General features: G+C 66.4%; 18 protein-coding genes and 4 pseudogenes. 10 read left to right on the forward strand and 12 right to left on the reverse strand.

From position 1 onward, the window contains the following. Nucleotides 1–10 precede the first annotated feature (10 nt). The 6 genes from BU28_RS0100810 to BU28_RS0100835 form a co-directional block, all read right to left on the reverse strand. Entirely contained in the window at nucleotides 11–1,804 is a 1,794-nt protein-coding gene (locus tag BU28_RS0100810; RefSeq protein ID WP_028717753.1) for a nickel-dependent hydrogenase large subunit, read from the reverse strand. A 3-nt stretch (nucleotides 1,805–1,807) separates the two neighbouring features. Then, complete coding sequence (locus BU28_RS0100815) at nucleotides 1,808–2,905, reverse strand: hydrogenase small subunit (RefSeq protein ID WP_028717754.1); 1,098 nt, start codon at nucleotides 2,903–2,905, stop codon at nucleotides 1,808–1,810. Nucleotides 2,906–3,116: 211 nt separating this feature from the next. Continuing rightward, nucleotides 3,117–5,381, reverse strand: coding sequence for a carbamoyltransferase HypF (gene hypF, locus BU28_RS0100820; protein WP_028717755.1), 2,265 nt, complete (start codon nucleotides 5,379–5,381; stop codon nucleotides 3,117–3,119). A 17-nt stretch (nucleotides 5,382–5,398) separates the two neighbouring features. Next, nucleotides 5,399–6,832, reverse strand: a complete 1,434-nt coding sequence (locus BU28_RS0100825) for a nickel-dependent hydrogenase large subunit (RefSeq protein ID WP_028717756.1) — start codon at nucleotides 6,830–6,832, stop codon at nucleotides 5,399–5,401. Continuing rightward, nucleotides 6,829–7,818 (reverse strand): NADH-quinone oxidoreductase subunit B family protein, encoded by a 990-nt coding sequence (locus BU28_RS0100830; protein ID WP_028717757.1) that lies wholly within the window; start codon nucleotides 7,816–7,818, stop codon nucleotides 6,829–6,831. Before BU28_RS0100830 ends, BU28_RS0100825 begins: the two co-directional genes overlap by 4 nt. Next, nucleotides 7,815–9,155, reverse strand: a complete 1,341-nt coding sequence (locus BU28_RS0100835) for a sensor histidine kinase (protein ID WP_028717758.1) — start codon at nucleotides 9,153–9,155, stop codon at nucleotides 7,815–7,817. Before BU28_RS0100835 ends, BU28_RS0100830 begins: the two co-directional genes overlap by 4 nt. A 574-nt stretch (nucleotides 9,156–9,729) precedes the next feature. On the opposite strand from BU28_RS0100835, the gene ahpC reads away from it, so the two are divergent. After that, complete coding sequence (gene ahpC, locus BU28_RS0100840; RefSeq protein WP_028717759.1) at nucleotides 9,730–10,293, forward strand: alkyl hydroperoxide reductase subunit C; 564 nt, start codon at nucleotides 9,730–9,732, stop codon at nucleotides 10,291–10,293. Nucleotides 10,294–10,370: 77 nt separating this feature from the next. Further along, nucleotides 10,371–11,936: an alkyl hydroperoxide reductase subunit F gene (ahpF, locus tag BU28_RS0100845; protein WP_028717760.1), complete on the forward strand. Its 1,566-nt coding sequence runs from the start codon at nucleotides 10,371–10,373 to the stop codon at nucleotides 11,934–11,936. Nucleotides 11,937–12,013: 77 nt separating this feature from the next. On the opposite strand, the pseudogene BU28_RS24425 reads toward ahpF, so the two are convergent. The 6 genes and pseudogenes from BU28_RS24425 to BU28_RS0100870 all read right to left on the reverse strand — a co-directional run. Continuing rightward, nucleotides 12,014–12,407 (reverse strand): annotated as a pseudogene (locus tag BU28_RS24425) (transposase); the annotation flags it as partial. A 44-nt stretch (nucleotides 12,408–12,451) separates the two neighbouring features. Continuing rightward, nucleotides 12,452–12,577: pseudogene (locus tag BU28_RS25185) on the reverse strand (transposase); the annotation flags it as partial. A gap of 108 nt (nucleotides 12,578–12,685) precedes the next feature. Next, nucleotides 12,686–14,410 (reverse strand): PHA/PHB synthase family protein, encoded by a 1,725-nt coding sequence (locus tag BU28_RS0100855; protein ID WP_248616114.1) that lies wholly within the window; start codon nucleotides 14,408–14,410, stop codon nucleotides 12,686–12,688. A 110-nt stretch (nucleotides 14,411–14,520) separates the two neighbouring features. Beyond that, nucleotides 14,521–15,633, reverse strand: coding sequence for an ABC transporter permease (locus tag BU28_RS0100860; RefSeq protein ID WP_028717762.1), 1,113 nt, complete (start codon nucleotides 15,631–15,633; stop codon nucleotides 14,521–14,523). Between the two features lies 1 nt (nucleotide 15,634). Then, nucleotides 15,635–18,355, reverse strand: a complete 2,721-nt coding sequence (rbbA, locus tag BU28_RS0100865) for a ribosome-associated ATPase/putative transporter RbbA (RefSeq protein WP_036761728.1) — start codon at nucleotides 18,353–18,355, stop codon at nucleotides 15,635–15,637. A gap of 13 nt (nucleotides 18,356–18,368) precedes the next feature. Further along, nucleotides 18,369–19,433: an HlyD family secretion protein gene (locus BU28_RS0100870; protein WP_028717764.1), complete on the reverse strand. Its 1,065-nt coding sequence runs from the start codon at nucleotides 19,431–19,433 to the stop codon at nucleotides 18,369–18,371. Between the two features lie 175 nt (nucleotides 19,434–19,608). On the opposite strand from BU28_RS0100870, the gene BU28_RS21700 reads away from it, so the two are divergent. The 8 genes and pseudogenes from BU28_RS21700 to BU28_RS25195 form a co-directional block, all read left to right on the forward strand. Further along, the gene (locus tag BU28_RS21700; protein ID WP_051577653.1) at nucleotides 19,609–20,181 is read left to right on the forward strand and encodes a TetR/AcrR family transcriptional regulator; all 573 of its coding nucleotides are present in this window, start codon (nucleotides 19,609–19,611) and stop codon (nucleotides 20,179–20,181) included. Between the two features lie 273 nt (nucleotides 20,182–20,454). Continuing rightward, nucleotides 20,455–21,111, forward strand: a complete 657-nt coding sequence (gene fabI / locus BU28_RS21705; RefSeq protein ID WP_233144979.1) for an enoyl-ACP reductase FabI — start codon at nucleotides 20,455–20,457, stop codon at nucleotides 21,109–21,111. Nucleotides 21,112–21,124: 13 nt separating this feature from the next. Further along, complete coding sequence (locus BU28_RS21710) at nucleotides 21,125–23,446, forward strand: DUF3141 domain-containing protein (RefSeq protein WP_211254152.1); 2,322 nt, start codon at nucleotides 21,125–21,127, stop codon at nucleotides 23,444–23,446. Nucleotides 23,447–23,512: 66 nt separating this feature from the next. Further along, nucleotides 23,513–23,686, forward strand: a complete 174-nt coding sequence (locus BU28_RS25990) for a hypothetical protein (RefSeq protein ID WP_211254153.1) — start codon at nucleotides 23,513–23,515, stop codon at nucleotides 23,684–23,686. A 1-nt stretch (nucleotide 23,687) separates the two neighbouring features. Beyond that, nucleotides 23,688–25,065: pseudogene (locus BU28_RS21715) on the forward strand (bifunctional enoyl-CoA hydratase/phosphate acetyltransferase). 8 nt (nucleotides 25,066–25,073) lie between these two features. Continuing rightward, nucleotides 25,074–26,255 carry an acetate/propionate family kinase gene (locus BU28_RS21720; protein ID WP_036761729.1) on the forward strand — a complete coding sequence of 394 codons (1,182 nt, stop codon included), beginning with the start codon at nucleotides 25,074–25,076 and terminating at the stop codon, nucleotides 26,253–26,255. Continuing rightward, nucleotides 26,252–26,632, forward strand: coding sequence for a CoA-transferase (locus BU28_RS24435; RefSeq protein WP_081791243.1), 381 nt, complete (start codon nucleotides 26,252–26,254; stop codon nucleotides 26,630–26,632). The genes BU28_RS21720 and BU28_RS24435 overlap by 4 nt, the downstream gene beginning before the upstream one ends. A gap of 102 nt (nucleotides 26,633–26,734) precedes the next feature. Then, a pseudogene (locus BU28_RS25195) lies at nucleotides 26,735–26,962 on the forward strand (3-hydroxyacyl-CoA dehydrogenase family protein); the annotation flags it as partial. Nucleotides 26,963–26,983 lie beyond the last annotated feature (21 nt).

The following is a 26,983-nucleotide window of genomic DNA, read 5'->3' on the forward strand; positions in this document are numbered from 1 at the left end:
CGGTCCTTTCTCAGCGCACCTTGACGGTGGCGAGTTCCTCGCCGCCAGGCGACATGACATGGGTGGAACAGGCAAGGCAGGGATCGAAACTGTGCAGCGTCCGCAGGATCTCGACCGGCTCGTCGGGGCGTTCCATCGGGGTGTTCATCAGGCTGGCCTCGAAGGCGCCGATATTGCCCTGGGTGTCACGCGGGCTGCCGTTCCACGTCGTCGGGACCACACATTGATAGTTCTCGATGCGGCCATCCTTGATGCGGATCCAGTGGCCCAGCGCGCCGCGCGGCGCCTCGGTCATACCGACGCCCTTTGCCTCTTTCGGCCAGGTCGAGGGATCCCATTTCTCGACATTGGCCGTGGTCTGGTCGCCGTTCCTGATGTTGCGGATCAGCTTGTCGAAGAAATGCTTCTGCAAACGGCCGCAATATTCCGATTCCAGCGCCCGCGCGGCCGTGCGCCCAAGCGTCGAAAACAGTGCCGAGACCGGAAGCTCCATGGTCCGCAGCAAGCCCTCGACCTGGTTCCTGATATCCTCATGCCCCTTGGCATAGCCGACGATATAGCGCGCCAGCGGCCCCACCTCCATCGCATGGCCCCGCCAGCGCGGCGCCTTGATCCAGGAATATTTGGCGCTTTCGTCAAGCTGTTCGATATTGGTCTTGGTACCCTTGAAGTTCGGTCCCAGCTCGAACTTCGGGCTGGTCTCGCCATCCCAGGGGTGCAGGCCCTTGCCCGGCTCGCCATAGGTGTACCACGAGTGATCGACGAATTCCTGGATCTGCTCGGGGTCGCGGGGATCGACATCATGCACCTCATCGAGGTTGCCGTTGATGATCGCGCCACGCGGCAGATGCAGCTGATCCGCCTCGAAATTGTTCGGATGCTCGGGGATGTCGCCGTAGGCCAGCACCGATTGCGACGACAGCCCGCCGCCATAAAGCCAGTTCCTGTAGAACCCGCCGATGGCGATCACATCCGGGATGTAGACGTTGCGATTGAACTCGTTGCACAGATCGATGATGGAGCTGACCACATTCAGCCGCTCCATGTTGATCGCGCCGACCGACCCGGTACCGTCGATGTTGATCGGGCAGGGAACGCCGCCGACCAACCAGTTCGGATGCGGGTTCTTGCCGCCAAAGATCGTGTGGACCTTGACGATCTCCTTCTGCAGATCCAGTGCCTCGAGATAATGGGTGGTGGCCATCAGATCGGCCTCGGGCGGCAGCTTGTAGGCCGGATTGTCCCAATAGCCGTTCTTGAACAGCCCGAGCTGTCCGGATTCGACGAATCTCTTCAATCGGTTCTGCACATCGCGGAAATATCCGGGGCTTGAAAGCGGGTGTGAAGGTGACACCATCTGCTGCAATTCGCTGGTCGCCTTGGGATCGGCGCGCAGCGCATTGACCGGATTCACCCAGTCCAGCGCATGCAGGTGGTAGAAGTGAACCACATGGTCATGGATCTGCAGGTTCAGTTGCATCATGTTGCGGATCGAATTGGCATTGTCCGGGATCTGGATGCCCAGCGCGTCCTCGACCGCGCGTACGCTGGTCAGTGCGTGCGTCCCGGTGCAGACACCGCAGATCCGTTCGACGAAGGCCCAGGCGTCGCGCGGGTCGCGGCCCTTGACGATGACCTCGAGCCCGCGCCACATCGTGCCGGTCGAAACCGCGTTGCGGATGACGCCCTGGTCATCCACGTTCACCTCGCAGCGCATATGGCCTTCGATCCGGGTGACCGGATCGACCACGATACGGCGGCCGGAGGTGTCGAGGGTAAAGCCGTTCGGCGTATTGATCGTCATGGTTCAGCCCTCGGATTTTTCGGGAAGGGTGGTCTGGGACTTTTTCTGCGCCCGCTTCAGCGCCGAGATCGCCGCATGGACGGCGACCGCGCCGCCCACCGCACCCGCTGCCGTCAGGCCGATCTTGTCGGCATTGGCCTCGACCCCGAAGGCCTTGACGTTGGTCAGGCGGTCATAGAACGAGCCCTGATCCCAGAACCCGTCCTCGGAGCAGCCGATGCAACCATGCCCGGACTGGATCGGGAACGACACGCCTTCGTTCCAGCGCACGGTGGAACAGGCATTGTAGGTGGTCGGGCCCTTGCAGCCCATCTTGTAAAGGCAATAGCCCTTTTTCGCGTTTTCGTCGTCCCAGTGCTCGACGAACTGTCCGGCATCGAAATGCGGGCGGCGATAGCATTTGTCGTGGATGCGCTGGCTGTAGAACATCTTGGGCCGGCCCTGGCGATCCAGTTCCGGCATCCGGTCGAAGGTCAGCATATAGGTGATCACGCCGGTCATCACCTCGGCAATCGGCGGACAGCCCGGCACCTTGATGATCGGCTTGTCCAGAATGACCTTGTGCACCGGGGTCGCCCGCGTCGGGTTGGGCGCGGCGGCCTGCACGCAGCCATAGCTGGCGCAGGCCCCCCACGAGATGATCGCTTTCGCATCCTTCGCGGCATGGCGCAGCTTTTCGACGAAAGGCTTGCCGCCGGTGATGCAATACATGCCATCTTCATTCAGCGGCGGATTGCCCTCGACGGCCAGGATATAGTTGCCCTTGTATTTCTCGATCGTCTCCTCGAACGCGGCCTCCGCCGCGTGGCCCGCCGCCGCCATCAGCGTGTCGTCATAATCAAGGCTGATCATCGACAGCACCACATCCTTGGCCAGCGGATGGGCCGAGCGGATGAAGCTTTCCGAGCAGCAGGTGCATTCCAGGCCATGCACCCAGATGACGGGGGTGCGGGGCTTGGTCTCCATCGCATGGGCGATCTTGGGCACGAAGGCCGGGCCAAGGCCAAGCGCGGCCGCCGTCAGCGAGCAATATTTCATGAAGCTGCGGCGGGTGATCCCCTGCCGGCGCATGACGTCATAGAAGGTTTCGATCCCAGACACACTGTCCTCCCTGGCCTCCGGCCCCGCCATGCAAAACAGCGAGCGGGGCGTGAATTCGCGTGGTATTCAATGGGATGCAGAAGTCGGCGCCCCGAGGCAAAGACAAAATGCCGCGGACGAAAAGGACGTTTTTCCTTCAGGTTTCAGATGCTTGCTCAGGATCAGTCACAGGCTGCGTGGTTGCCATGCGGCCAGCGGCGGGCCGGGATGGTCATTCAGTTTCCGCCCCGCGCAGATGCCGCGCGGCAGCAATCATCGCCTGCCCCAATGCGATGCCGCCATCGCCCGCCGGCGTGAGGCGATGTGCCAGCACTGGCACCCCGGGCAACATCCGGTGCAACAGGTCCAGGCAATAGCGGGTCAGCATGGCATTCTGAAAGCAGCCCCCCGACAGCGCGACGGCCTCGGCCTTGCCCGTCTCGACAAGCCGCGCGGCGCGACCGATGAAGGCCTCGGCAAGGCCCGCGTGAAACCGTGCGGCACACAGACCCGGCGGACTTGCGGCCGCCAAAGCCTTCCGCAACTGACCGAAAAGCGGCGCAGGGTCAATTTCGGCCTTATCCTCACCCAGGTCGAGCCCCGGAACCCCTGCCGGGCCGAATTCACGCGCGAGGGCTTCAAGACGCATCGCGGCCTCACCCTCGTAGCTCTGGCGCATCGGGCACAGCCCCAGCACGGCGGCGACGGCGTCAAACAGCCTGCCGGCGCTTGACGAGAGCGGCGCGTTGACCCCGGCCAGCGCCATGCGGCGGATTACCTCGCGCGGGGCGTCGGGGAACAGCGCATCCGCCCAGTCGCTCAGGCCCGCCTGATCCAGCCGCATCACCGCATTGCGCCAGGGTTCGGCCTGCGCGCGATCCCCTCCGGGCAGCGGGGCAGCCCGCAGATGGGCAATGCGCGTGATGTCGAGATAATCGCCCAGCAGGATCTCGCCGCCCCAGAGCGTGCCATCGGGTCCAAGCCCCAGGCCGTCCAGCACGATGGCCGCGACCGGACCGCCCTCTAGCGGCCAGAGGTTTTCCGCCATGGCTGCGGCCATATGGGCATGATGGTGCTGCACATGCACGACCGGCAGGCCAGCGGCCTCGGCCCGCCGCGTGCTTTGAAAGCCCGGGTGCAGATCGCAGGCGGCAAGGACCGGCTGATGCCCGAACAGCTCGGCATAGTCGCGCCGCGCGCGGTCATATTCCTCCAGCGTCAGCGCGTCGCCCAGATCACCCAGATGATGCGACAGCATCGCCTGTCCGTCTTTCAGCAGACAGATTGCCGCCTTCATTTCGGCCCCGAAGGCAATGACCTGCGGCGCGGTTTCAAAGCCCTGTGGCAGCGGCTGCGTCCCCGGTACCCGCCCCCGGCCCCGTCGCAACACCATCGGCGGATCGCTGCGTTCCACCCCGTCGTCCAGCCGTCGAACGATCTCGCGGTCATGCATCAGAAAGCCATCGGCAAAGGCGCCCAGTTTCGCCCGCGCCTCGTCCAGCCCGATCACCTGCGGCTCGCCCGACAGGTTGCCGCTGGTCATCACCAGCATCCCGTCGAACGCCGCGATCAGCAGATGGTGCACCGGCGTATAGGGCAGCATGACCCCCAGATCGCGCATGCCGGGGGCCACGGCCTTGGGCAAGGTGCCGCGCGATGGCACCAGAACCACCGGCGCTGCCGGATCGCGCAACAGGTGCCAGTCCGCCTCGGACGGCAAGGCGTGGGCGGCGATGACCCGAGCGCTGCCCATCAGCGCGAAAGGCTTTGACGGGCGCTGCTTGCGGGCACGCAACAGCGCAAGGGCGGCCGGATTGGCCGCATCGCAGGCCAGATGAAAGCCGCCAAGGCCCCGGACCGCCAGCACCCGCCCGGCGCGCAGCGCCAAGGTCGCCTGCGCGATGGGATCTCCGGGAACCTCGTGCCCGGCCGCTTCGAACCAAAGCCTTGGCCCGCAGGAGGGGCAGGCGATGGGCTGGGCGTGGAACCGGCGATCGGCAGGGTTGGCATATTCCGCCGCGCAGTCTGGGCAAAGCGCGAACGCCGCCATCGAGCTGCGCTCTCGGTCATAGGGCAGCCCCTTGAGGATTGAAAAGCGCGGCCCGCAATGGGTGCAGTTGGTGAAGGCATAGCTCTGCCGACGCCCCGGCGACATGATCTCGGCCAGACAGTCGGGACAGGTCGCGGCATCGGGCGTGACCCGGGTGCGCGCGCCCGGATCGCCGCTTTCGGCGATGACGAAGCCTTCGGGGCGCCGCCTGAATGTATGGGGCACGGTCTCCACCACCTCGACACGGGCCAGCGGCGGAGCCTGGTCGCGCAGGGCCCGCAGGAGCGCCTGCGGCGGCACCGGGGCGACGCGGATCAGCACGCCCTCGGCATCGTTCAGGACCTCGCCTCGCAGCGCCATCTGCTGCGCGAGTTTCCACACGAAGGGTCGATACCCCACACCCTGCACCTGTCCCCGGACACGGATCGCAGCACCGGTTTCCTGCATGACCCTCTCCCGTGGCGTCAATGCACGGTGCAGACCATGCAGGGGTCGAAACTGCGCACGATATGCTGCACGCTTAGCGGTGTTTCCTCGCCCTCGGACACAGGTGCGCCCACCAGCGCCGCCTCCAGTGCGCCGGGCGTCCCGGCGCTGTCGCGCGGCGAAAAGTTCCAGGTCGTCGGCGCGACGATCTGATAAAGCGCGATGCGCCCCCGCTCGATCCGCAGCCAATGGCCAAGCGCACCGCGCGCCGCCTCGACCAGACCTTCGCCCTCGCCGTCGCGCAGGGTGACCGGCCCGGTGATGAACCGCGCCTCGGGCGTGATGCCACGGGCCAGGTCCTCCATCAGCATCTGCGTGCGGGCCAGTTCCAGCAGGCGCGCCGCCACCCGCGCCAGCACCCCGCCCCCGGCAAGATCGCGCGCCAGAGGATGGCCGTCGATGACCTGGCGTGCCAGGGCGCCGGTCTCCATCACCCGGCCCTGATAGCGCGGCGCCTTGCACCAGCTGTAGGCGCTGTCCCGCATCGTCTCGTCCGGTTCCGTCATCCCGCGCGCGGGATGCGAGGCATTTCCCAGCATCCAGGAATGGCTGAGATCTTCGGTGATCGCCGTCGTCTCCAGCGCAGCCGGCGCGCCCAGCCATGCGCCGGGCGCGAAACCATGGCCGTTCTCCAGCGGATAGGCCCCGAAAGACAGGTAGCGCCCCTGCCCGCGCCCCTGCCCGGACAGATCAAGATCCGCCGCGATCTCAAGAAAAAGCCCGGCATCGCCGCGATCCCAGGCCAGCAGGGCCGCAGTGGAATTCAGCGCCGCGAAGGCCTCGACCGGCGCACCGAAAACCACGGTTTCCAGATGGCCGCGAAAGGCGGCAAGGCTGGCAAGGATTCGGATCCGATCACGCGCCGTCGGCGCGCGGGTGACGCCGCCCGGCTGAATCGCCAGGGTATGGGGCCATTTGCCTGCCAGCATGCCAAGGACATGCATCAGCCCCGCCCGCGCCTCGACCGTGGCACGCTGCGCACCGCCGGCCATCGCGGCGAAGCGGTCCACCGCGCGCGGATACCAGGCCCGTCCGGCATAGGCTGTGCGGGTAAAATCCGGCATGAAGAACAGGTTGAAATGCGTCAGATGATCCGAGACATTCTCGATCGCATGGATCAGCGCCGCAATCCGTTCGCCCTGCGGCTCGGGGGTCATGCCGCAGGCCTGTGCCAGCGCCCGCGCCGCTGCTGCCGACTGGCTGATCGAGCAGATGCCGCAGATGCGCGGCACGATGGTCAGCGCATCGCGCGGGTCCTTGCCGGGCAGCATCCGCTCGAACCCGCGATAAAGCGGCGAGTTCACCCGAGCCGAGGCGACCACGCCGTCGCGAATGTCAAGCTGCACCTCAAGATCGCCCTCGACCCTGTTGAAGGGGCCGACGATCAGCCGTCCGCCTGCCTCGCCGCTCATCGGGGTTTGCCCGGCGCAGGCGGCACGATCATCCGGTCGGCGGTCGCGTTTCGGGCGATCCGCGCCGGGGTTGCCGCCTTGGACAGTGATGCCAGTGCCATGAACCAGGCCTTCGGCATGTCGGTGGGCAGCCCGACCGGGATCCCGGCGATCTTTGGGGTCGATGTAAAGCTGTGGCGCGGTTCCTCGAATTCGGGCGCGGTGCAGTTGATGCAGGGATAGCCGCCTTTGGTGCAAGAGCCCTGGCCGTTCCACGGCCGGATATTGCAATCGCCAACGGCCTGCGTGCCGACGCAGCCCAGATGCTCCATCATGCAGCCCATCTCGGACAATTCGCGGGCGCTGGCCTTGTATTCGTAGAATTCATTGCGCGAACAGCCGTGATGCACCAGATGGTCGGCGTAGAACCGCGGCCGCCCCAGGGAATCCAGCGCATCGACGGTCAGGGCACCGCCCGCCAGCAGCATCAGCGTTTCGGTGACCCAGTCCGGATGGGTCGGGCAGCCGGCGACGTTGATCACCGGCAAGCCCGAGCGCGCCCGGAACTCGGCGGGCAGCGCGCCGCCGGGGCGCGCCCCGTCATAGTGGACCCCGACCGCATCCGAGGGATTGCCGCCGGCCGTGGTCACGCCGCCATAGGTGGCGCAGGTTCCCACGGCAACCACGTCGCGCGCCAGCGGCGCCAGGCGGCGCAGCCAGTCCAGCAGCGACACGCCCGTGCCCGACAGCATCTGATAGCGCCCGGTGCCATTGGGGCCGGTAGCGATGGAGCCCTCGATGCACAGCACGTCCAGCGCGATCTCGCCGGCCTCGATCGCGGCCAGCAGGCGGCGCACCTCGGCCCCGCTCTCGAGGCTGAGCGCAGGGTGCCACAGAAACCGGATCCCCGCACCGGCCAGAAGGTCAAAGACATTCGGAGCCTCGGCGCAAAGCAGCGACATGGTGCAGCCGCCACAACCCGCCGCCTGAAGCCAAAGCACGTTCATTCCCGCCCCCCTTCCGTAGCCAGCGGCAATTCCAGCCGGAAGCTCGCCCCCGGACAATCGGGATCCGCGGATGGCATGAAGGCCAGCGTGCCGCCATGCTCCTCGACGATCTTGTGGCTGATCGACAGCCCCAGCCCGGTCCCCTGCCCCACGGGCTTGGTGGTAAAAAACGGATCGAAGATCATGGCCGCCGTCGCCTCGTCGACGCCCGGACCGTTATCCGACACGATCAGCACCCCCAGACCATCGGCAGTCGTCAGCGTCAGGCGGATTAGGGGGCTGTCACAGCCGGCCACCGCATCCAGCGCGTTCTGGACAAGGTTCATCACCACCTGCTGGATATGGCCCGGGCGGCCCCGAACCCTGACTGGTCCGCCACGCACCTGGGGCTCGATGGCGCGCCCCGCCCCGCGCAGCACCCAGTAAGAGCCGATCCGGGCGATCTCGGCCAGATCGAAGGCGACCATCTCGCCGCTGCCATCGGCCGAGAGGCGCCGCAGATCCTCGACAATATTGCGCACCCGTTCGGCGCCGTCGCGCGCGCCCCGCACCGCCTCTCGCAGGTTGCGAATGTCACGGTCCAGCCGAAGCTCCTGGCGCAGCGCCACCAGTTCCTCTCGGTTGGCCCCGGCCTGAACGCGCGCGAAATAGGTCTCGAACTTGCCAAGGTAGCGCTCCATCGCGTGCGCATTGGCATAGACAAAGCTGATCGGATTGTTCAGCTCATGCGCGACGCCGGCCAGCAGCCGGCCAAGCGAGGCGAGTTTTTCCCCCCGCACCAGTTGGGCCTGTGCCGCCTTCATCTCGGCGTGGCTCTGTTCAAGCTGGGCATAGGCTCGGCGCAATTCACCCACCGGCCGCCCTGTCAGCACCATGCCCGCGACCCTGCCCCGCTCATCAAGGCGTGGCGACAGCACCGCCTCCAGCGGCGCCGGACCGGCGGGTGTCTGCAGCGCCAGATCCAGCGTCAGCGGACGACGGCTGCGCACGACCTCGGCCTGGCCGTTCTGCAAGGTGGCCAAAGTAGCCTCGGTCACCAGCCCGGAAAGCGGGCGTCCGATCAGAGCCGAGGTGGAAATCGCCAGGCAGTCCGCGGCAGAGGCATTCACCTCTTCGACCTGACCCTTGCGGTCGAGCACAATCAACACATCCGAAACCGAGGCCAGCACCGAGGCCAGGAAGCGGCGCAGAACGTCAAGTTCGCGGTTGCGGGCCTCGATCTGTTCCTGATGTGCGACCAGTTCGGCATAGGTGCGGTCAACCGCCGACAGGACATCCAGCCAGGCGGCATCGTTCAACTGGATATCATCCCCGCCTTGCCGGGCGCTCGTGGCCATGTCTGATCTTTCCGTTTACCCGCGCTGCGACCTGAACCGCGCCGGGCGCGGCAAAGGTGAATTGCCATTGATAAGATGTCGACTGTGTCATTGCCCAGCACGACTGTATAGACCGGACGGGCGCTGATGGTGCGACCGCCTCGACGGCGATCATATCAAGATGGGTCCGCGAAACTCCCTGTGAAGAGCGGTCTTGCCCGAAATTCCCGCTGCGCGGATGACGGGGGCCCGAAAGCCCCCCCGCCGCGACTTGGGTTTGCCTCAGCTTGCACTGCCTACCGATTTGGCCCTCGGGAACTGCGGTTGACGGTCAGGGTCGCGGGCACGTGGCCGGTGGCGCGGCCAAAATCACGCTGCCCTCAGACAACCCCTTCGGTGAGGGTCGCGCCCAGCGCATGGCTGATCTGCAATCTTCGAAACGTTCTACACTTGTAAAATTATCTTTTTGAATCAAATCAATGCATGCAGGACGCAAGTCGATAGACTGAAGCTATCGTTTATTCAATCTCGATCGATTTGCTTCTTTTGCGGTCGCGGCATAGCGATACTGCGACACCAAGAAAAGGAGCCGGACATGGCGATCATCAACAGCAAGATCATTCCGTTCAAGGCGCAGGCCTACCGTCAGGGCAAGTTCATCGAGGTCACCGAATCCGATGTGGTGGGCCAGTGGTCGGTGTTCTTCTTCTACCCGGCCGACTTCACCTTCGTCTGCCCGACCGAGCTGGGGGATGTCGCCGACCACTATGCCGAACTGCAGTCGCGCGGTGTCGAGGTGTTCTCGGTCTCGACCGACACCCATTTCACCCACAAGGCCTGGCACGACAGCTCGGAAACCATCGGCAAGATCCAGTACACGATGATCGGCGACCCGACGCACGAGATCAGCCGCAACTTCGGCGTGCTGCGCGAGGGTGAGGGCCTGGCCGACCGCGCCACCTTCATCATCGACCCCGACGGCGTGATCCAGGCGATGGAAATCACGGCCGAGGGCATCGGCCGCAATGCCGAAGACCTGCTGCGCAAGATCAAGGCCGCGCAATATGTCCGCGCGCATCCCGGTGAGGTCTGCCCCGCCAAGTGGCAGGAAGGCGAGGAGACGCTGGCCCCCTCGCTCGATCTCGTCGGCAAGATCTGATGCCCGCCCTTACCTGACTCCTGCCCGTGTTCGGGGGCGGCTTGCCGCCCCCCTCTCCCTGCCTGAAAGGATGCGACATGCTCGACCAGAATATGAAAACCCAGCTCAAGGCCTATCTCACCCGCCTTGTCCGTCAGGTCGAGATCACCACCTTTGCGGGCGATGACGCCAAGTCGCGCGAGATGCTGGCACTGGTCGAGGATATCCGCAGCCTGTCCGACAAGATCACCGTTGTCGACGGCGGCACAGGAACGCGCACCCCGTCCTTTTCGCTGACCTCGCCCGGCCAGGACATCCACCTGACCTTCGCCGGGCTGCCGATGGGCCATGAATTCACCTCTTTGGTGCTGGCGCTGCTGCAGGTCGGGGGACATCCGCCCAAGGTCGAACAGGCGGTGATAGACCAGATCCGGGGACTGGAGGGCCCGTTCCGGTTCGAGACCTATTTCTCGCTGTCGTGCCAGAACTGCCCCGATGTGGTGCAGGCGCTGAACCTGATGGCGGTGCTGAACCCCGGCATCGAGCATGTCGCCATCGACGGCGCGCTGTTTCCGGCCGAGGTCGAGGCGCGGCAGGTGATGTCGGTGCCGACAGTCTTTCTCAACGGCGAGATGTTCGGGGCCGGCAGGATGGATGCCGAACAGATTCTCGCCAAGCTTGATACCGGGGCGGCGGACCGTGCGGCCTTGGCCATCGGCAAGGAGGCCCCCTATGACGTTCTGGTGATCGGCGGCGGGCCTGCCGGAGCGGCGGCGGCGGTCTATGCCGCGCGCAAGGGCATCCGCACCGGCGTGGTGGCCGAACGCTTCGGCGGCCAGGTGCTTGACACCATGTCTATCGAGAACCTGATCTCGGTGCCCCGCACCGAGGGCCCTCAACTGGCCCGCGCGTTGGAAAACCACGTGCGCGAATATGATGTGAGGATCTTCAACGCCCAGACCGCCACCGGCCTGCAAGAGGTCGACGGCGGATATCGGGTCACCCTGGCCTCTGGCGCGACGCTGACCTCGGCGGCGGTGGTGCTGTCGACCGGCGCGCGCTGGCGGCGGGTGGAGGTGCCGGGCGAAGGGCAATATCTGAACAAGGGCGTGACTTTCTGCCCGCACTGCGACGGCCCGCTGTTCAAGGGCAAGCGCGTCGCGGTGATCGGTGGCGGCAATTCCGGGGCCGAGGCGGCGATTGATCTGGCCGGGCTGGTCGCCCATGTCACGCTGATCGAATTCGATTCCCGGCTGCGCGCCGATGAGGTGCTGCAGCGCAAGCTCCGCAGTTTGCCAAACGTCACCATCCTGACCGAGGCCCGCACGACCGAGGTGAAGGGGGATGGCCGCAGGGTCACGGGTCTTGCCTATGAGGACCGCCGGAGCGGCAAGATCCGCGAGATCGCACTGGAGGGCATCTTCGTGCAGATCGGCCTGATCCCGAATACCGACTGGCTGAAAGGCGTGCTGACCCTCAGCCCGCGCGGCGAGATCGTTGTGGACGAGCACGGCGCGACCTCGCTGCCTGGCGTCTTTGCCGCCGGCGACTGCACCACAGCCCCCTACAAGCAGATCGTCATCGCGATGGGCGAGGGTGCACGGGCAAGTCTTGCCGCCTTCGACCATCTGATCCGCCTGCCGCTGGCCGAAAAGGCGGCCTGAGCCCAGTGTTTATCAAGGTAGTTGTCGGCCGATTCATGCGACGTCTCTGATTTCAGGGGCGCTGGTTTCGGGTTGAGCCAGACGGGTCGGCGGGTTGCCAGTTGCTCGATGCGGTTGCGGCGTTTGTAGCGGTGCTTGTCGTGCTTGACAGGTTCGCCGCGCGACGTCCTGCCCGGGATGCATGGCTTTATCCCCTTGTTTTTCAAGGCTTCTCTGAACCAGTCGGCGTCATGGCCCCGATCGGCCAGAAGCCAGCCCGCCTTCGGCAGGCTGCCCAGCAGCGCCGCTGCGCCGGTGTAATCGCTGACTTGGCCTGCGGTCATGAAGAACCGGGTCGGGCGCCCGTCGGCGACAGCATGCAGCTTGGTGTTCATGCCACCTTTCGTTCGGCCGATCAGCGGCCCCTCTGGCCGCCGGCCGCCCTTTTTTCGACCGAAGGCTTGTCGCCGTGCGGTGCGCCTTCAGGTAAGTCGTCGGCTCTGAACAACCTTATCAGGCAGCCGATGCTTCGCATTGATCTTCGCATGCAGGTTCTTCATATCGATGCTCGGCTCAGGATCGGCTTTCGACGCTTCCCCGAACACCCCGGTCGCGCCCTCAAGTAACTGATCGCGCCACTGTTTGATCTGGTTCGGATGAACGCCCGCAAGGCGCCGGACATGACTGCGGCGCGCGGCACGGCCCCCGACCTGGCGCAGGAGCCGCCTGTCCACTATTGGCCGGCGGGCTAGCCGTGCCGATGAGCCTGCTTACCTCTGATGGACATAGCTGCCCGGCGCATCGCCCAGCGCCGTGCCCATGGCGGGTGGCGAAACCATGGCGCCCGACTGTGCGGTCAGCCAGTCGCCCCACGCCGTCCACCACGAACCCGGCACCGGATAATGCGCATCAAGCCACTCTCCGGCAGAAAGCAAGGGCGCGTCCCGGTCATGCACGCCGATCCGGTACTGGCGGCGCGGGTGGCCGGGCGGGCTGACGATCCCCGCATTGTGGCCGCCCGACGTCAGGGCAAAGGTGATTTCGGCGTCCGTGAACTGGTGGATCTTGTAGACCGATTTCCACGGCGCCACATGGTCGCGCTCGGTGCCGACAACGAACATCGGCAGGCGGATGTTTTGCAGGATCGCAGGCCGGCCGCCCACCATGAAGCGCCCGGCGGCAAGTTCGTTGTCCAGATACAGCCGTTGCAGATACTCTGCATGCATGCGCCAGGGCATGCGCGTGCTGTCGGCATTCCAGGCCATCAGATCGCTCATCGGCGTGCGTTCTCCCATCAGGTATTCCCGCACCATCCGCGACCACACCAGATCGTTCGAGCGCAGCAGCTGGAATGCCCCGGACATCTGGTCGGCCGACAGATAGCCGCGGTTCCACATCATGCTGTCCAGGAAATGCATCTGGCTGGGGTCGATGAACAACGCCAGCTCACCCGGTTCGGTGAAATCGACCTGCGCCGCCAGAAGCGTGACCGAGGCCAACCTGTCGTCGCCGTCGCGCGCCAGGGCGGCAGCGGCGATGGAGAGCAGCGTGCCGCCAAGGCAATAGCCCGTGGCATGGATCTTCTGTCCGGGCAGGATCTCGCCGATGGCCTCCAGCGCGGCCATGGCGCCCATGCGGCGGTAATCCTCCATGTCCAGTTCGCGGTCCGACGCATCCGGGTTGCGCCAGGAAATGGCAAAGACCGTATGGCCGCGGTCGACCAGCCAGCGGATCAGCGAATTTTCCGGCGAAAGGTCGAGGATGTAATATTTCATGATCCATGCCGGCACGATCAGCATCGGCTCGGGGTGCACCTCGGCCGTGGCCGGTGCGTATTGGATCAGTTCGATCAGATGGTTGCGGTAAACCACCTTGCCCGGGGTGACCGCCACCGTCTCGCCCGGCGCAAAGGCCTCGACTCCGACCGGAGGCTGGCCGGTGATCTGCCGCGTGGCATCCTCGGCCCAGTTCCTCCAGCCATGCCAGAAGTTCATGCCGCCGGTCGCCCATGTGCGGGCGATGATTTCGGGATTGGTCCAGGGATTGTTCGAGGGCGAGACCATGTCCAGCATCTGGCGGGCCGCGAACGAGACCACCTCCTCGTGATGCTTCATCACGCCCGGAACCTCATGGGTCATGTTGTGCAGCCATTGCTGGCCCAGCAGAAAGCCCTGGGCCAACCAGGAAAACGGCGGCTTGCTCCAGCCTTCATGGACGAAGCGGCGGTCGCCGGGCAGCGGTTCGATCGCGGGCGGCACCTTGGACGCCACGGTCGAGGCGAGCAGATGCGCCATCAGCCGGCCCGACTTGCGTGCGCCCTTCCAGACCAGTTCGGCCTGCTTTCCCGGAGCCGAGGCCAGATGGAATCCCCAGTCGAATCCGGCCAGCGCCAGCGATGCCGGCGACAGGCCGCCGGTCAGCTGCCCCACGAAAGCCTCGCGCATCCGGTCGATGGCCTGAAAGGCGGCGACACCGACGGGTTCGTCGGCAAGCAATCCCTGCGCTGACGCAGCGCGGCGCGCATGCGCCTTTTCTTCGGATCGGGCAGGAAGGTTTCCAGTCATCGGGTACCCCGCTAACACTTGCTTGGAAATGGACGGCGGTGTCATTTCAGGAACCGCCTGAACTGACCCAGGGAAAAGGCGAACAGCAGCCCCCCGATCACCAGCAGCGCCACCAGTTGCGGCCAGACCACACCCAGGCCCGCCCCGCGAAACAGCACCGATTGCGACAGGATCACATAATGGGTGTTCGGCGCGGCCAGCATCAGCGTCTGCACCAGTTCGGGCATGGATTCGCGCGGCGTCTGCGCCCCCGGGAGGATCTGCAGCGGCAAAAGCACCAGCATCAGCAGGATGCCGAACTGCGGCATCGACCCGGCCACCGTCGCCAGAAAGATCCCCAGCGATGCCGTGGCAAAGAGTTGCAGCGCGGTCGCCAGCACGAACAGCGCCAGCGAGCCCTGCAACGGAATGTCCAGCACCATCTGCACCATGACCGTCAGCGACAGGAAGCTGCTGATCAGCACCACGCCGCTCATCGACCAGATCTTCGAGACCATGATTTCGACCGGGGTCACGGGCATGACCAGCAGGTGCTCGATGGTGCCATGCTCGCGCTCGCGGATCAGCGCCGCGCCGGTCAGGATGATCGACAGCATCGTGACGCTGTTGACGACGCCCATCACCGCCTGAAACCAGCCGCCGTTCAGTTCGGGGTTGAAACGCGGACGCAGCACCAGTTCGGCCGGCATCTGCGTGGGCGCGCGATAGCGGCTTTCGAATTCGGCGATCTCGGCCGCGACGATCGCCTGCACCTGGCCCGAGCCGGTGAAGGCCTGCGACATCCGCGTCGCATCGACGTTCAGTTGCAGTTCCGGGCGCTTGCCGGCCAGCAGGTCGCGCTGGAAATCGGGCGGGATGTCCAGCGCGAACGTGTCCAGCCCCCGGTCCATCCGCCGATCCATCTCGGCCGCCGTGATCATCTCGGGCGGCATGAAATAGGGCGGCTGGAACGCCTCGATGATCCGGGTCGACAGCGGCGACTGATCCTCGTCGACGACCGAGATATTGGCGCGGCTCAGCCCGTCGACCGCGCCCCTGGCGGACATGTGGACCGAGACGGTAAAGGAAAACACGATCAGCACCAGCATGATCGGATCGCGCAGCAGGCCGCGCAGCTCCTTGACGCCCAGCTGCCAGACATTGCGCAGGTCCATGCTATGCCTCCTGCTTGCGCATCAACAGCGCGCCCGCCCCGATCAGCACGGGAATGGCGATCAGGATTGGCAGCAGAGAGCCGCCCAGATCGGCCAGCCCCATCCCCTTGGAAAAGGCTCCGCGCGCGATGGTGACGAAATGGGTGGTCGGATAGATGGCCGAGACGAAAGCCGCGCCGCCGTCCAGCGAGGAGGTCGGGTTGATCAGCCCCGAGAACTGGATCGCCGGCAGGATGGTCAGGATGGCGGTGGCGAAGATCGCCGCCAGCTGGCTGCGCATGAAGGCCGAGACGACCAGCCCCATCGCCGTCGCCGTGGTGACGTAAAGCAGCGCGGCCAGCGTAAAGGCCAGCGCGCTGCCGGTGAAGGGCACCTGGAAGGCAAAGACCGCCAACGCCCACATCAGGATGAAGTTCAGGAATGCGATGGCGGTATAAGGCAACTGCTTGCCCAGCAGGAATTCCAGCCGCGTGACCGGCGTCACATACAGGTTGGTGATCGAGCCAAGTTCTTTCTCGCGCACCACCGACAGCGTGCTCAGCATTGCCGGGATCATCAGCAGCAGCAGCGGAATGACCGCCGGAGCGATGGCGACAACGCTTTTGATGTCCGGGTTGTAGCGGTAGCGCAGTTCCAGCCCGTAGCTGCCCGCAACCGCGCCGGGGCCGAGTTCCTCGCGCATCTTCCCGGTCATCCAGTGCGAATGGACGCCCTGGACATAGCCGCTGACGGTTTCGGCCCGCATCGGGTTCGAGCCGTCGATCCAGCCGCCCACCTCGGCCGGCCGTCCGCGCAGCAGGTCGCGGCCAAAGCCCGGCGGAATTTCCAGCGCAAGGTTCAGCCTGCCCTCCTCCATCCGCCGGTCGGCATCGGCATGGCTGGTCAGCGGCGCCTGTTCGATGAAATAGCGCGACCCGGCGATCTGGGCGATATAGTCGCGGCTGATCGTGCTGTCGTCATGGTCCAGAACGGCAAAGCTCAGGTCCTCGACATCCATGCTGATGCCCAGCGCGATCACCACCATCAGGATGACCGAGCCGAGAATGGCCAGCGTCGCCCGGATCGGGTCGCGGCGCAGTTCCATCCCCTCGCGCATGGCATAGCTGAACATCCGGCGCGGATCGAACAGGCGCTGGCGGACCGGCGCGGCATCATGCCGGACCACGGGCGCGGCGGGCGGGGCATCGCGGTCGCCGGCGGCTTCCTCGAGCCAGGAGATGAAGGCATCCTCAAGCGTCTCGCAGCCCCGGTCGCGGATGATGGTGGCGGGCGTGTCGGAAACCAGCACCCGCCCGGCGTGCATCAGGCTGATGCGGTCGCACCATTCCGCTTCGTTCATGAAATGGGTCGAGACAAAGATCGTCACCCCGTCCTTGCGCGAAAGCTCGGCCAGGATGCGCCAGAAATCGTCGCGGGCGACGGGATCGACGCCCGAGGTCGGCTCGTCGAGGATCAGGATGTCGGGCGCGTGGATCATCGCCACCGCCAGCGACAGCCGCTGGCGGATGCCCAGCGGCAGCGCATCGGGGCGGCTGTCCATCATGTCGGTCAGGTCGAACCGCTCGGCCATCTCGCGGATGCGGCCCGGGATGCGCTCGGGCGCCATCCTGAACAGCCGCGCGTGCAGGTCAAGGTTCTGCGCCACCGTCAATTCGGAATACAGCGAAAACGCCTGGCTCATGTAGCCCACGCGCTTGCGGATCTCGATGTCGTTGGGGTCGACCTCGGCACCGAACAGCTTCGCGGTGCCTTCGCTGGCCTGCAACAGCCCGGTCAGCATCTTCATCGTCGTCGTCTTGCCGCAGCCGTTCGAGCCGAGAAAGCCGAAGATCTCGCCCTTGGGGATGCGGAAGCTGACATTGTCCACGGCGGTGAAATCGCCGAACCGCATCGTCAGCCCCTCGGCCTCGATGGCGTAGCCGGCAGCGGTGTGATCCATCGGCGGGATCTCGACGGCGCGGTGGCCGGCGCGATCCTCGGCAGGCAGCAGCTCGATGAAGGCGGCGTCCAGATTGGCGGCGCCGGTGCGGGTGAGCAACTCGGCCGGCGTTCCCGTCGCCAGCACCCGGCCCGCGTTCATCGCCACCAGCCAGTCGAAGCGTGCGGCTTCCTCCATATAGGCGGTGGCGACGATCACGCTCATGCCCGGGCGGCTGGCGCGGATGCGGTCGATCAGTTCCCAGAACTGGCGGCGCGACAGCGGATCGACGCCGGTCGTCGGCTCGTCGAGGATCAGCAGGTCCGGGTCATGGATCAGTGCGCAGCACAGGCCCAGCTTCTGCTTCATGCCCCCCGAAAGCTTGCCCGCCGGACGGTCGCGGAACGCCTCAAGCCCCGTCGCGGTCAGCAGATCGGTGATGCGCGCCTCGCGCTCGGCGCGGTCCTGTCCGAACAGCCGGCCGAAGAAATCGACATTCTCGAAGACCGACAGCGTATGGTACAGGTTCTTGCCCAGCCCCTGCGGCATATAGGCGATGCGCGGCCCGGCCAGTGCGCGGTGCCGATCCGAGCGCATGTCGCCCCCGAGCACGGTCAGGTCGCCCGCCTGCATCGCCCGCACGCCCGAGATCAGCGCCAGCAGACTGGATTTTCCCACCCCGTCCGGACCGATCAGCCCGACCATCCGCCCCGCCGGGATCGCCAGGTCGATGCCCGCGAGCGCACGGACGCGCCCATAGGTCAGCCCGATCCCGCGCGCCTCGGCAATCACCGCACCGCTCATCCCGGCCACCGGATCACTTCACGACATTGCTCAGGAAACCGGGCCATTCGACCGTCGGATCAAGCCGGATATAGGCCATGCCGGGCAGGCCTGTCTTGACCTGCCGGATATAGCGCCGCAGCAGTTCGGGCGCGATCCGGGCGCGGACGCGGAAGGTCAGCTTCAGCCGCTCTTCGACGGTTTCCACGGTCTTGGGAGTGAACTGCGCCACGTCCGACACGAAGGACACTTCGGCCGGGATCACCGCCTGCGGCACGGCGTCCAGCACCAGCCGCACCTCGGAGCCGATCTCGACCCGGCCCGCCTGTTCGGTCGGTAGGAAGAAGTTCATATAGACGTCCGAGACGTCGATCATGTTGATCACCCGCCCGCCCGATCCCACCACCTCGCCCGGTTGCGCCAGCCGGTATTGCACCCGCCCGTCGCGCGGCGCGGTCAGCGTGGCATCGGCGATATCGGCCTCGACGCTGACCAGGCCGGCCTGCGCCGCCGTCAGCGCCACCTCGGCATCGACCACCTGCGCCTTTGCAGTGCTGATCGCGGCCTCGGAGGCGGCAAGGCTGGCCCTTGCCGAGGCAAGGCTGGCGCGGGCGCGTTGCGCATTGGCACGGTCATCTTCCAGCACCTGCTGCGAAACCGTATTGCTGCGCTCCAGCGCCTCGGACCGCGCCAGACGCCGTTCCGCCGCATCCAGCGTCGCCTGCTGCAATTCGATCGCCGCCTGGGCCGCCTCGCTCTCGGCCTCGCGCTGCCGCACAAGGATTTTCGCGGTGTCGATGGCGATCTTGGCGCGCTGGATCTGGGCCTCGACCTCCTGCTTGCGGGCCTCGAGCTGCGCCGTGTCGATCCGGGCCAGAACCTGCCCGGCGGAGACGAATTCGCCCTCGGCGACCATCACCTCCTTCAGGCGTCCCCCGGTCTTTGCGGCGATGTCGATATCGACGGCCTCGATACGGCCGTTTCCGCTGGCGATGCCGGCCGGCAGGGCGTCAGGGTCGATCTGCCTCAGGGCAAACCAGCCGACAGCGACAATGGCTGCGAGACCGCCGGCCACGATCCATTTCGATCCCGATCCCATCCGATCCTCATTTCCTTGCACCCGGCGAAAACATCGCAGCCCCATGCAATGATCGGTGCGAACGATTGCGCGGCTTGCCTTGCCCCCCGTAATCGGAAGCTTCACAGCACCAGTCAACCCCGGTTGACATGGCCGCGCCGAACATTAGCGAACCATGACAGGGAGGTACCACGAAATGACGACCCGGAATCCCCGTCCCGCTGCGCCTTCGGCCAAGGATCGCATCCTGACTGCGGCATTCCGTCGCTTCGCGGCACATTCCTATCACGAAACCCATCTGCGCAATATCGCGGCGGCTGCCGGCGTGGATGTTGCCTATGTCCATCGCAGCTTCGGTTCCAAGGAAAAGCTGTTCCAGGCGGTTCTGGCCGAGGCGTCCAGAAGCCATGGCGTCGCCGAGGTTCCGCTGGAGGACATCGCGCCCCTTCTGACCCGGCATATCTTTTCGGATCAGGAGGGTTCAGGCCCGAACGATCCCGACAACCTCATGATCCTGATCCGCTCGCTTCTGGACCCGGTGGCCTCGGGCCCTGTCGGCGCCCGGCTCGAAGAGCTTTACATCGAACCGCTCCGCCAAAAGCTCGGGGACACCAATGGATTGCAGGCCGCCTCGATCATGTCGCTGCTGATCGGGGTTCGGATCATGCATCTTTTTCTGAAGCTGCCGTCCGTCACGCCGCAGATGGATTTCACACAAGAGAGCGGCCATGCCGACGACGATCTGCCCCCGATTGTCCCTTGCTCATGACCCTATAACCCCTGGCTGTATCTCTGGTGCTAGCCGTGATCGCCGCAACCTCCGTCGGCCCTTCCCTGCGCTTCAGAACCGCCCCGTGGCCGCAGGGGCACGGCGCGATTGCGGCCGGCGCTGTCACACGCCTGTTGTGGCCCGTCGCCTAGATGAGGGCGACTCGGAGGTTCGCGGTGTTTTCTCTGGCCAACAAGAAGGTTCTGGTTGTCGGCATCGCGAGATCGCCTGGGGCTGTGCCCGCGCCTTCCGCACCCAGGGGCGGACCTGGCCGTGACCTGGCTGAACGCCAAGGCCGAGCCCTTCGTCCGGCCCTTGGCCGAGGAACTGGCGGCCCAGATCGCCATGCCGCTGGATGTCGGCCAGCCCGGCCAGACCGAGGCGGTGTTCCAGGTCATTGCCGACCGCTGGGGGCGCCTCGACACGCTGCTGCATTCCATCGCCTTTTCGCCCAAGGCCGACCTGCACGGCCGGGTGGTCGATTGTTCCGCCGAAGGCTTCGGGCTGGCGATGGACATCTCGGTCCATTCCTTCCTGCGCATGATCCGGCTGGCCGAGCCGCTGATGGGCGCGGGCGGCTGCTGCCTGTCGGTGTCCTTCTTCGGTGCCTCGCGCGTGGTCAGCCATTACAACATGATGGGTCCGGTCAAGGCGGCGCTGGAAAGCGCCACGCGCTATGCCGCCGCGGAATTGGGCAACAAGGGCATCCGCGTGCACGCGCTGTCACCGGGACCCTTGGCAACGCGCGCCGCCTCGGGCATCGACCATTTCAATGAACTGCTGGACGCGGCCGCCCGACGCGCGCCCACGCACCAACTGGCCTCGATCGAGGACGTGGGGGCGATGGCTGCCTTCCTCGCCTCGGACGAGGCGCGCAACCTGACCGGCGGTATCCATGACATCGACGGCGGATTCTCGATCACTGCCTGAGGAGTGCCGGATCATGGCCAGCCTTTTCGAACTGTTCGACCCCAAGCTGCAGCCCGCCATCCCGCGGGTTCAGTGCGATGCCATCGAGCGCCTGCAGGAAAACCTGGACGCCACCCGCGCCGAGGCCGAGGCCGTGGCCCAGACCGGCAAGCTGCAATCCACGGTGCTGTCGCGCCACGGCCAGCGGATGATGGAAAGCCATTCCGAACGCGCGCGCCGGCTGATGCAGGCAGGCCAGGCGCTGATCGAGGGGCTGACGCATTTTCAGGCCCAGGGCCGGCTGGCGACCGCCTTGCAGGAATATCAGCGCGACGCGGCCGAACGCGCGGTGCTGACCGCCGACACGCTGCGCAAGCGCGGCGACATCTTTCTGGAACACGAGGCGGCGAACTGCCCGCCGGTGCTGATCTATGACCATGAGCTGGTCATGGACGGGGCCGACATGGCCTATCCGTGCAACTACATGCTGCTGCGCATCCTGCCGCCCGAGGGCGTGACCATCGACGACGGCAAGCGCCCCTATGTCATCATCGACCCGCGCGCGGGCCACGGTCCGGGCATCGGCGGCTTCAAGACCGACAGCCAGGTCGGCGTTGCCATGCGCGCAGGCCATCCGGTCTATTTCGTGGCCTTCCGCTCGCGCCCCGAGCCGGGGCAGTACCTGTCCTATGTCACCCGCGCCGAGGCCGCCTTCGTGCGCGAGGTGATGCGCCGCCACCCCGATGCCCCGAAACCCGTCGTCACCGGCAACTGCCAGGGCGGCTGGGCCACGCTGCTGCTGGCGGCGATGAACACCGACCTGACCGGCCCCATCGTGGTGAACGGCGCGCCGGTCGCGCCCTGGTCGGGCAAGGTCGGCCAGGACCCGATGCGCTATAACGCGGGCGTCCTGGGCGGCACCTGGATTCCGATGTTCCTGTCGGACCTGGGCGGCGGCATCTTCGACGGCGCGCATCTGGTCCAGAACTTCGAGGCGCTGAACCCCGGCCGCACGCTGTTTCGCAAGTATACCGACCTGTTCCGCGACATCGACAAGGGCGACAGGACGTTCCTTGAGTTCGAAAAGTGGTGGGGCGGCTTCTTCATGCTGACCGAGGCCGAGATCAAGTGGATCGTCGAGCAGCTATTCGTCGGCAACCGCCTGTCCAAGAACGAGGCCCGGATCGAGCCGGGCCGCCCGGTCGATCTCAAGGCGATCCGCGCGCCGATCATCGTCTTCGCCAGCCACGGCGACAACATCACCCCGCCCCAGCAGGCGCTGAACTGGATCGCCGAGACCTATGCCGATGTGCAGGAAATCCGCATTCGCGGCCAGCGCATCGTCTATATGGTCCACGATCAGGTCGGCCATCTGGGCATCTTCGTGTCCTCGCAGATCGCGCGCAGGGAACATGCCGAGGTCGCCTCGACCCTGGAAACCATCGAGGCGCTCGCGCCGGGCCTTTACGAGATGCGCATCGAGGACGTGACCGAGCGCGACGGCAGGAAGATCTTCACCGTCAGCTTTGCCGAACGCAGCCTGGACGACATCCGCGCGCTGGACGACGGCTTTGCCGACGAACGCCCCTTCGCCGCCGTGGCCCGCGCCTCCGAGGTGCAGGCGCAGGTCTATGACGCGGTGCTGCGCCCCTGGGTCAAGGCCGCCGTCACGCCGACCGGGGCCGAGATCAGCCGCGCCCTGCACCCCGAGCGGGTGGAACGGGCGCTCGCCTCGCCGCGCAACCCGGTGATGACCAAGGTCGCACGTGCGGCGGAAACGGTGCGCGAAAGCCGCCGCAAGGCCGCGCCCGACAACCCCTTCCTGGCCGCCGAGCAGCTTTGGGTGGACAGCGTCGAACAGGCGATCGATCTTTATCGCGACACCCGCGACATGCTCTACGAGCTGACCTTCTACAGCCTGTGGTCCACGCCCTGGGCGCGGGTCTTTGGCCGCACGCACGAGGCGCGCCGCACGCTGAAGAACAACGACGAATTGCGCGGCCTGCCCGAGGTCGCCTCGGCACTGTGCAACATTGAGCGGGGCGGCTTTGCCGAGGCGGTGATCCGCATGCTGGTCATGCTGGCCGACAACCGCAAGGGCGTGCGCCGCGACCGGCTGGAGCGGTCCTCGCGCGTGCTGACCCAGGACGAGCCGTTCCGTTCGCTGGAGGCCGAACGGCGCGCCCATATCATCCACGAACAGACCCTGATCGTCACCTATGAACCCGAACAGGCGCTGGAGACGCTGCCGCAACTGCTGGCCGACCCGGCCGAGCGCGAACTGGCGCTGAAGGTGGTGCGCTATATCCCCGGCTCGACCGAGGAGATGTCGCCGGAAACCCAGCAACTGCTGTAACGCTTCCATGACATCCTGGGGCAGCCGCATTTCCTGGGCGACGTGGCCGAGGATCCGCTGCAAGACGTGGCTTCCCCGGCCCCGCCCGCTGCCCTGCCCAAGCCCGAAGCGGCTGCGGAACAGGCGGCAACGCAACAGGCCCCCACCGAACAGGCCCCGGTCGCCGAGACCGCCGGCACCACCGCCCGCCGCGCCACCCGCCGTCCGCGCCCGACGGCCGCCCCCCGCGACGGGGCGTGACATGCATCTGGTGAACCGCACCTTCGACGAATTGCAGCCCGGCGACAGCGCCGAACTGCGCCGGCTGATCACGCCCGACGACCTTTACGTCTTTGCGGCGGCATCGGGGAACTACAACCCGATGCATCTGCCCTCGACCGATCTGGACGGCGACGGACGCCCCGAGGATACCGCGCCGGGCATGTTCGTCGCCTCGCTGATCTCGGCGGTGCTGGGCACGCTTCTGCCCGGGCCCGGCACGCTTTACCGCCGGCAGGAACTGGATTTCCACGACCGCGCCCATTCCGGCGACGAATTGCTGTGCCGCGTGTCGGTCACCGGCAAGGCCGATGGCGTGGTCAGCCTGGAAACCCGCGTGACGCGGGTCACGGACGGCGCCCTGATCGTCAGCGGCGCGGCCCAGGTCATCGCGCCGACGCAAAAGTTCGACATCGACGACATCGAGGTGCCGGGGCTTGTCGTCCAGCGCCACCGCCATTTCGAGGCGCTGGTCGAACGCGCCCGCGCCCTGCCCCCTCTGCCGGTGGCGGTGGCCTGCCCCGACGACGCCAATTCGCTGGGCGGCACGGTGCTGGCCGCGCGCGAGGGCATCGTCACCCCCATCCTGATCGGGCGCACCGACGCGATCCGCGCGGCGGCGCAGGCGAACGGCGCCGACATCTCGGGCTTCGCGTTGATCGACGTGGCGGGCGACCAGGCCGCGGCCGCCACCGCCTGCGCACTGGTCCACGAGGGCCGCGCCAGGGCAGTGATGAAGGGGCACCTGCATACCGACGACCTGCTGAAGCCGATGCTGGACAAGGCCGCCGGCCTGCGCGTCGGCCGCCGCTTCACCCATGTCTTCGTGATGGACGTGCCCGGCCGGCCCGAGCCGGTCATGGTCACCGACGCTGTGATCAACATCGCCCCGATCTGGCGACCAAGGTGGACATCGCCCAGAACGCCATCGACCTGGCCCGCGCCATCGGTATGGAGCCGCGCGTGGGCGTTCTGTCGGCGGTCGAGACGGTGAACCCGCGATCCAGTCCTCGATCGACGCGGCGCTGCTCTCGAAGATGGCGGAGCGCGGCCAGATCACCGGCGGGCTGGTCGACGGGCCGCTGGCGATGGACAATGCCGTCGATCCCAGCGCCGCGCGCACCAAGGGGCTGAAGGGCGGCGTCGCAGGCCTTGCCAACATCCTGGTCGTGCCCGGCATCGACGCCGGCAACATGCTGGCCAAGCAGATGGCCTTCATCAGCCATGCCGAGGGCGCCGGGCTGGTCCTTGGCGCGCGGGTGCCGGTGATCCTGAACTCGCGCTCGGACAGCCCGATGTCGCGGTTGGCCTCCTGCGCGGTGGCGGCCCTGCACCACGCCCATGCAGAAGAACGCAAATGAGGGATTCCATGGACCAGAATGCCGGTTTCCTGGCGCTGAACGCGGGGTCGTCCTCGCTCAAGGTGGCACTGTTCCCGGCCACGGGCGACGAGCCCCTGGTGACCGGACAGGCCGAACGCATCGGCCCCGAGGGCACGATGAAGCTCAGGGATGCCGAGGGCAATGCGCTGCCCCTGGCCGAGGGCGACCTGACCAGCCACGCAGGCGCGCTGGCCGTCGTGATCGCCACGGTCAAGCAGGCCTTTCCCGACCTGACCATGGCCGCCGTCGGCCACCGCGTCGTGCACGGCGGCCTGGACTTTTCGCAACCCGTGCTGGTCGATGAGAACATCCTGCGCAAGCTGTCCGAGCTTGAGCCGTTCGCGCCCCTGCACCAGCCCCACAACATCGCCGGGATCCGCGCCGCCATGGCGGCCTTCCCCGGCGTGCCGCAGGTGGCGTGTTTCGACACCGCATTCCATCGCGGCCAGCCGTTCGTGAACGACACTTTCGCGATCCCGCACCGCTATTACGAGGCGGGCGTGCGCCGCTATGGCTTCCACGGTCTCAGCTATGACTATGTGACGGGCGAGCTGGAACGCATCGCGCCGCATCTGATGGCGGGGCGCGTGGTCGTGGCGCATCTGGGCAATGGCGCGTCGATGTGCGCGATCTACAAGGGCAAGTCGGTCGCCTCGTCCATGGGTTTTTCTGCGCTGGACGGGCTGCCGATGGGCACGCGCTGCGGCCAGATCGACCCCGGCGTGCTGCTTTACATGCTGGACCGCGAGGGGATGGACACCGCCCAGATCCGGCAGGTTCTTTACAATGAATCCGGCCTGCGGGGACTGTCGAACGACATGCGCACGCTGGAGGCGGCCGACAACGCCGCCAGCCACCGCGCCATCGACTATTTCGTGTTCCGCGTGCAGCGCGAACTGGACGCTCTGGCGGCGGTCATGGGCGGGGTCGATGCGCTGGTCTTTTGCGGCGGCATCGGCGAGAACAGCCGCGTCATCCGCCGCCGCGTCTGCGAACGACTGGGCTGGATGGGGATCGAGATCGACCACGGCCGCAATGCCGAGAACGCGACCATCCTGTCGTCCGAGTTCTCGCGCACCACGGTGATGATCGTGAACACGCGCGAGGATCTGGTCATCGCCCGCGCCGCCCGCGCCGCCGCCGGCATCACCGAGGGAACCCGGGCATGAAGGGCGCGCTGAAACCCGCCGACGCGGCCGCGCTGATCCCCGACGGCGCCAGCCTGCTGATCGGCGGCTTCATGGGCGAGGGCGGCCCCGAACGGCTGATCGACGCGCTGGTCGGACGCGGCGCGCGCGACCCGACGGTCATCGCCAACGACACCGCCCTGCCTGAACGCGGCATCGGCAAGCTGATCTCGGCCGGGGCGGTGCGGCGGCTGGTCGCCTGCGCCATCGTCACCGGCCCGACCTCGGGCATCGGCCTGGGCGACCCGACCGGGATCGAGGCCCTGCGCATGGGCAGCGAGGCCGACAACGGCGCCCCGGTCGCCTTGGAAATCACCGGGACCGCGATCCCAGTCGATGGCGGCTGGACCGCGCATTAAGGCCGAAAGGACAGACCATGAAGATCGAACGCATCGGCGTCATCGGCGCCGGAACCATGGGCAACGGCATCGCGCAATGCTTTGCGGCCGCAGGCTATCCGGTCGCCCGAGGACATCGACAGCATGATGAAGCTGGGCGCCAACCATCCGATGGGACCGCTGGCGCTGGGCGACCTGATCGGGCTGGATATCGTGCTCGACATCATGGAAACGCTGTATGACGGGTCCGACGACCCGAAATACCGTCCCAGCCCGCTGCTGAAGCAGATGGTCCATGCGGGCTGGCTGGGGCGCAGGACCGGCAAGGGTTTCGCCGACTATACGGCCTGACGCGGGCGGGGGCCGTGGGCA

This window comes from Paracoccus yeei ATCC BAA-599, from assembly GCF_000622145.1.
In the GTDB taxonomy this organism is placed as follows: domain Bacteria; phylum Pseudomonadota; class Alphaproteobacteria; order Rhodobacterales; family Rhodobacteraceae; genus Paracoccus; species Paracoccus yeei.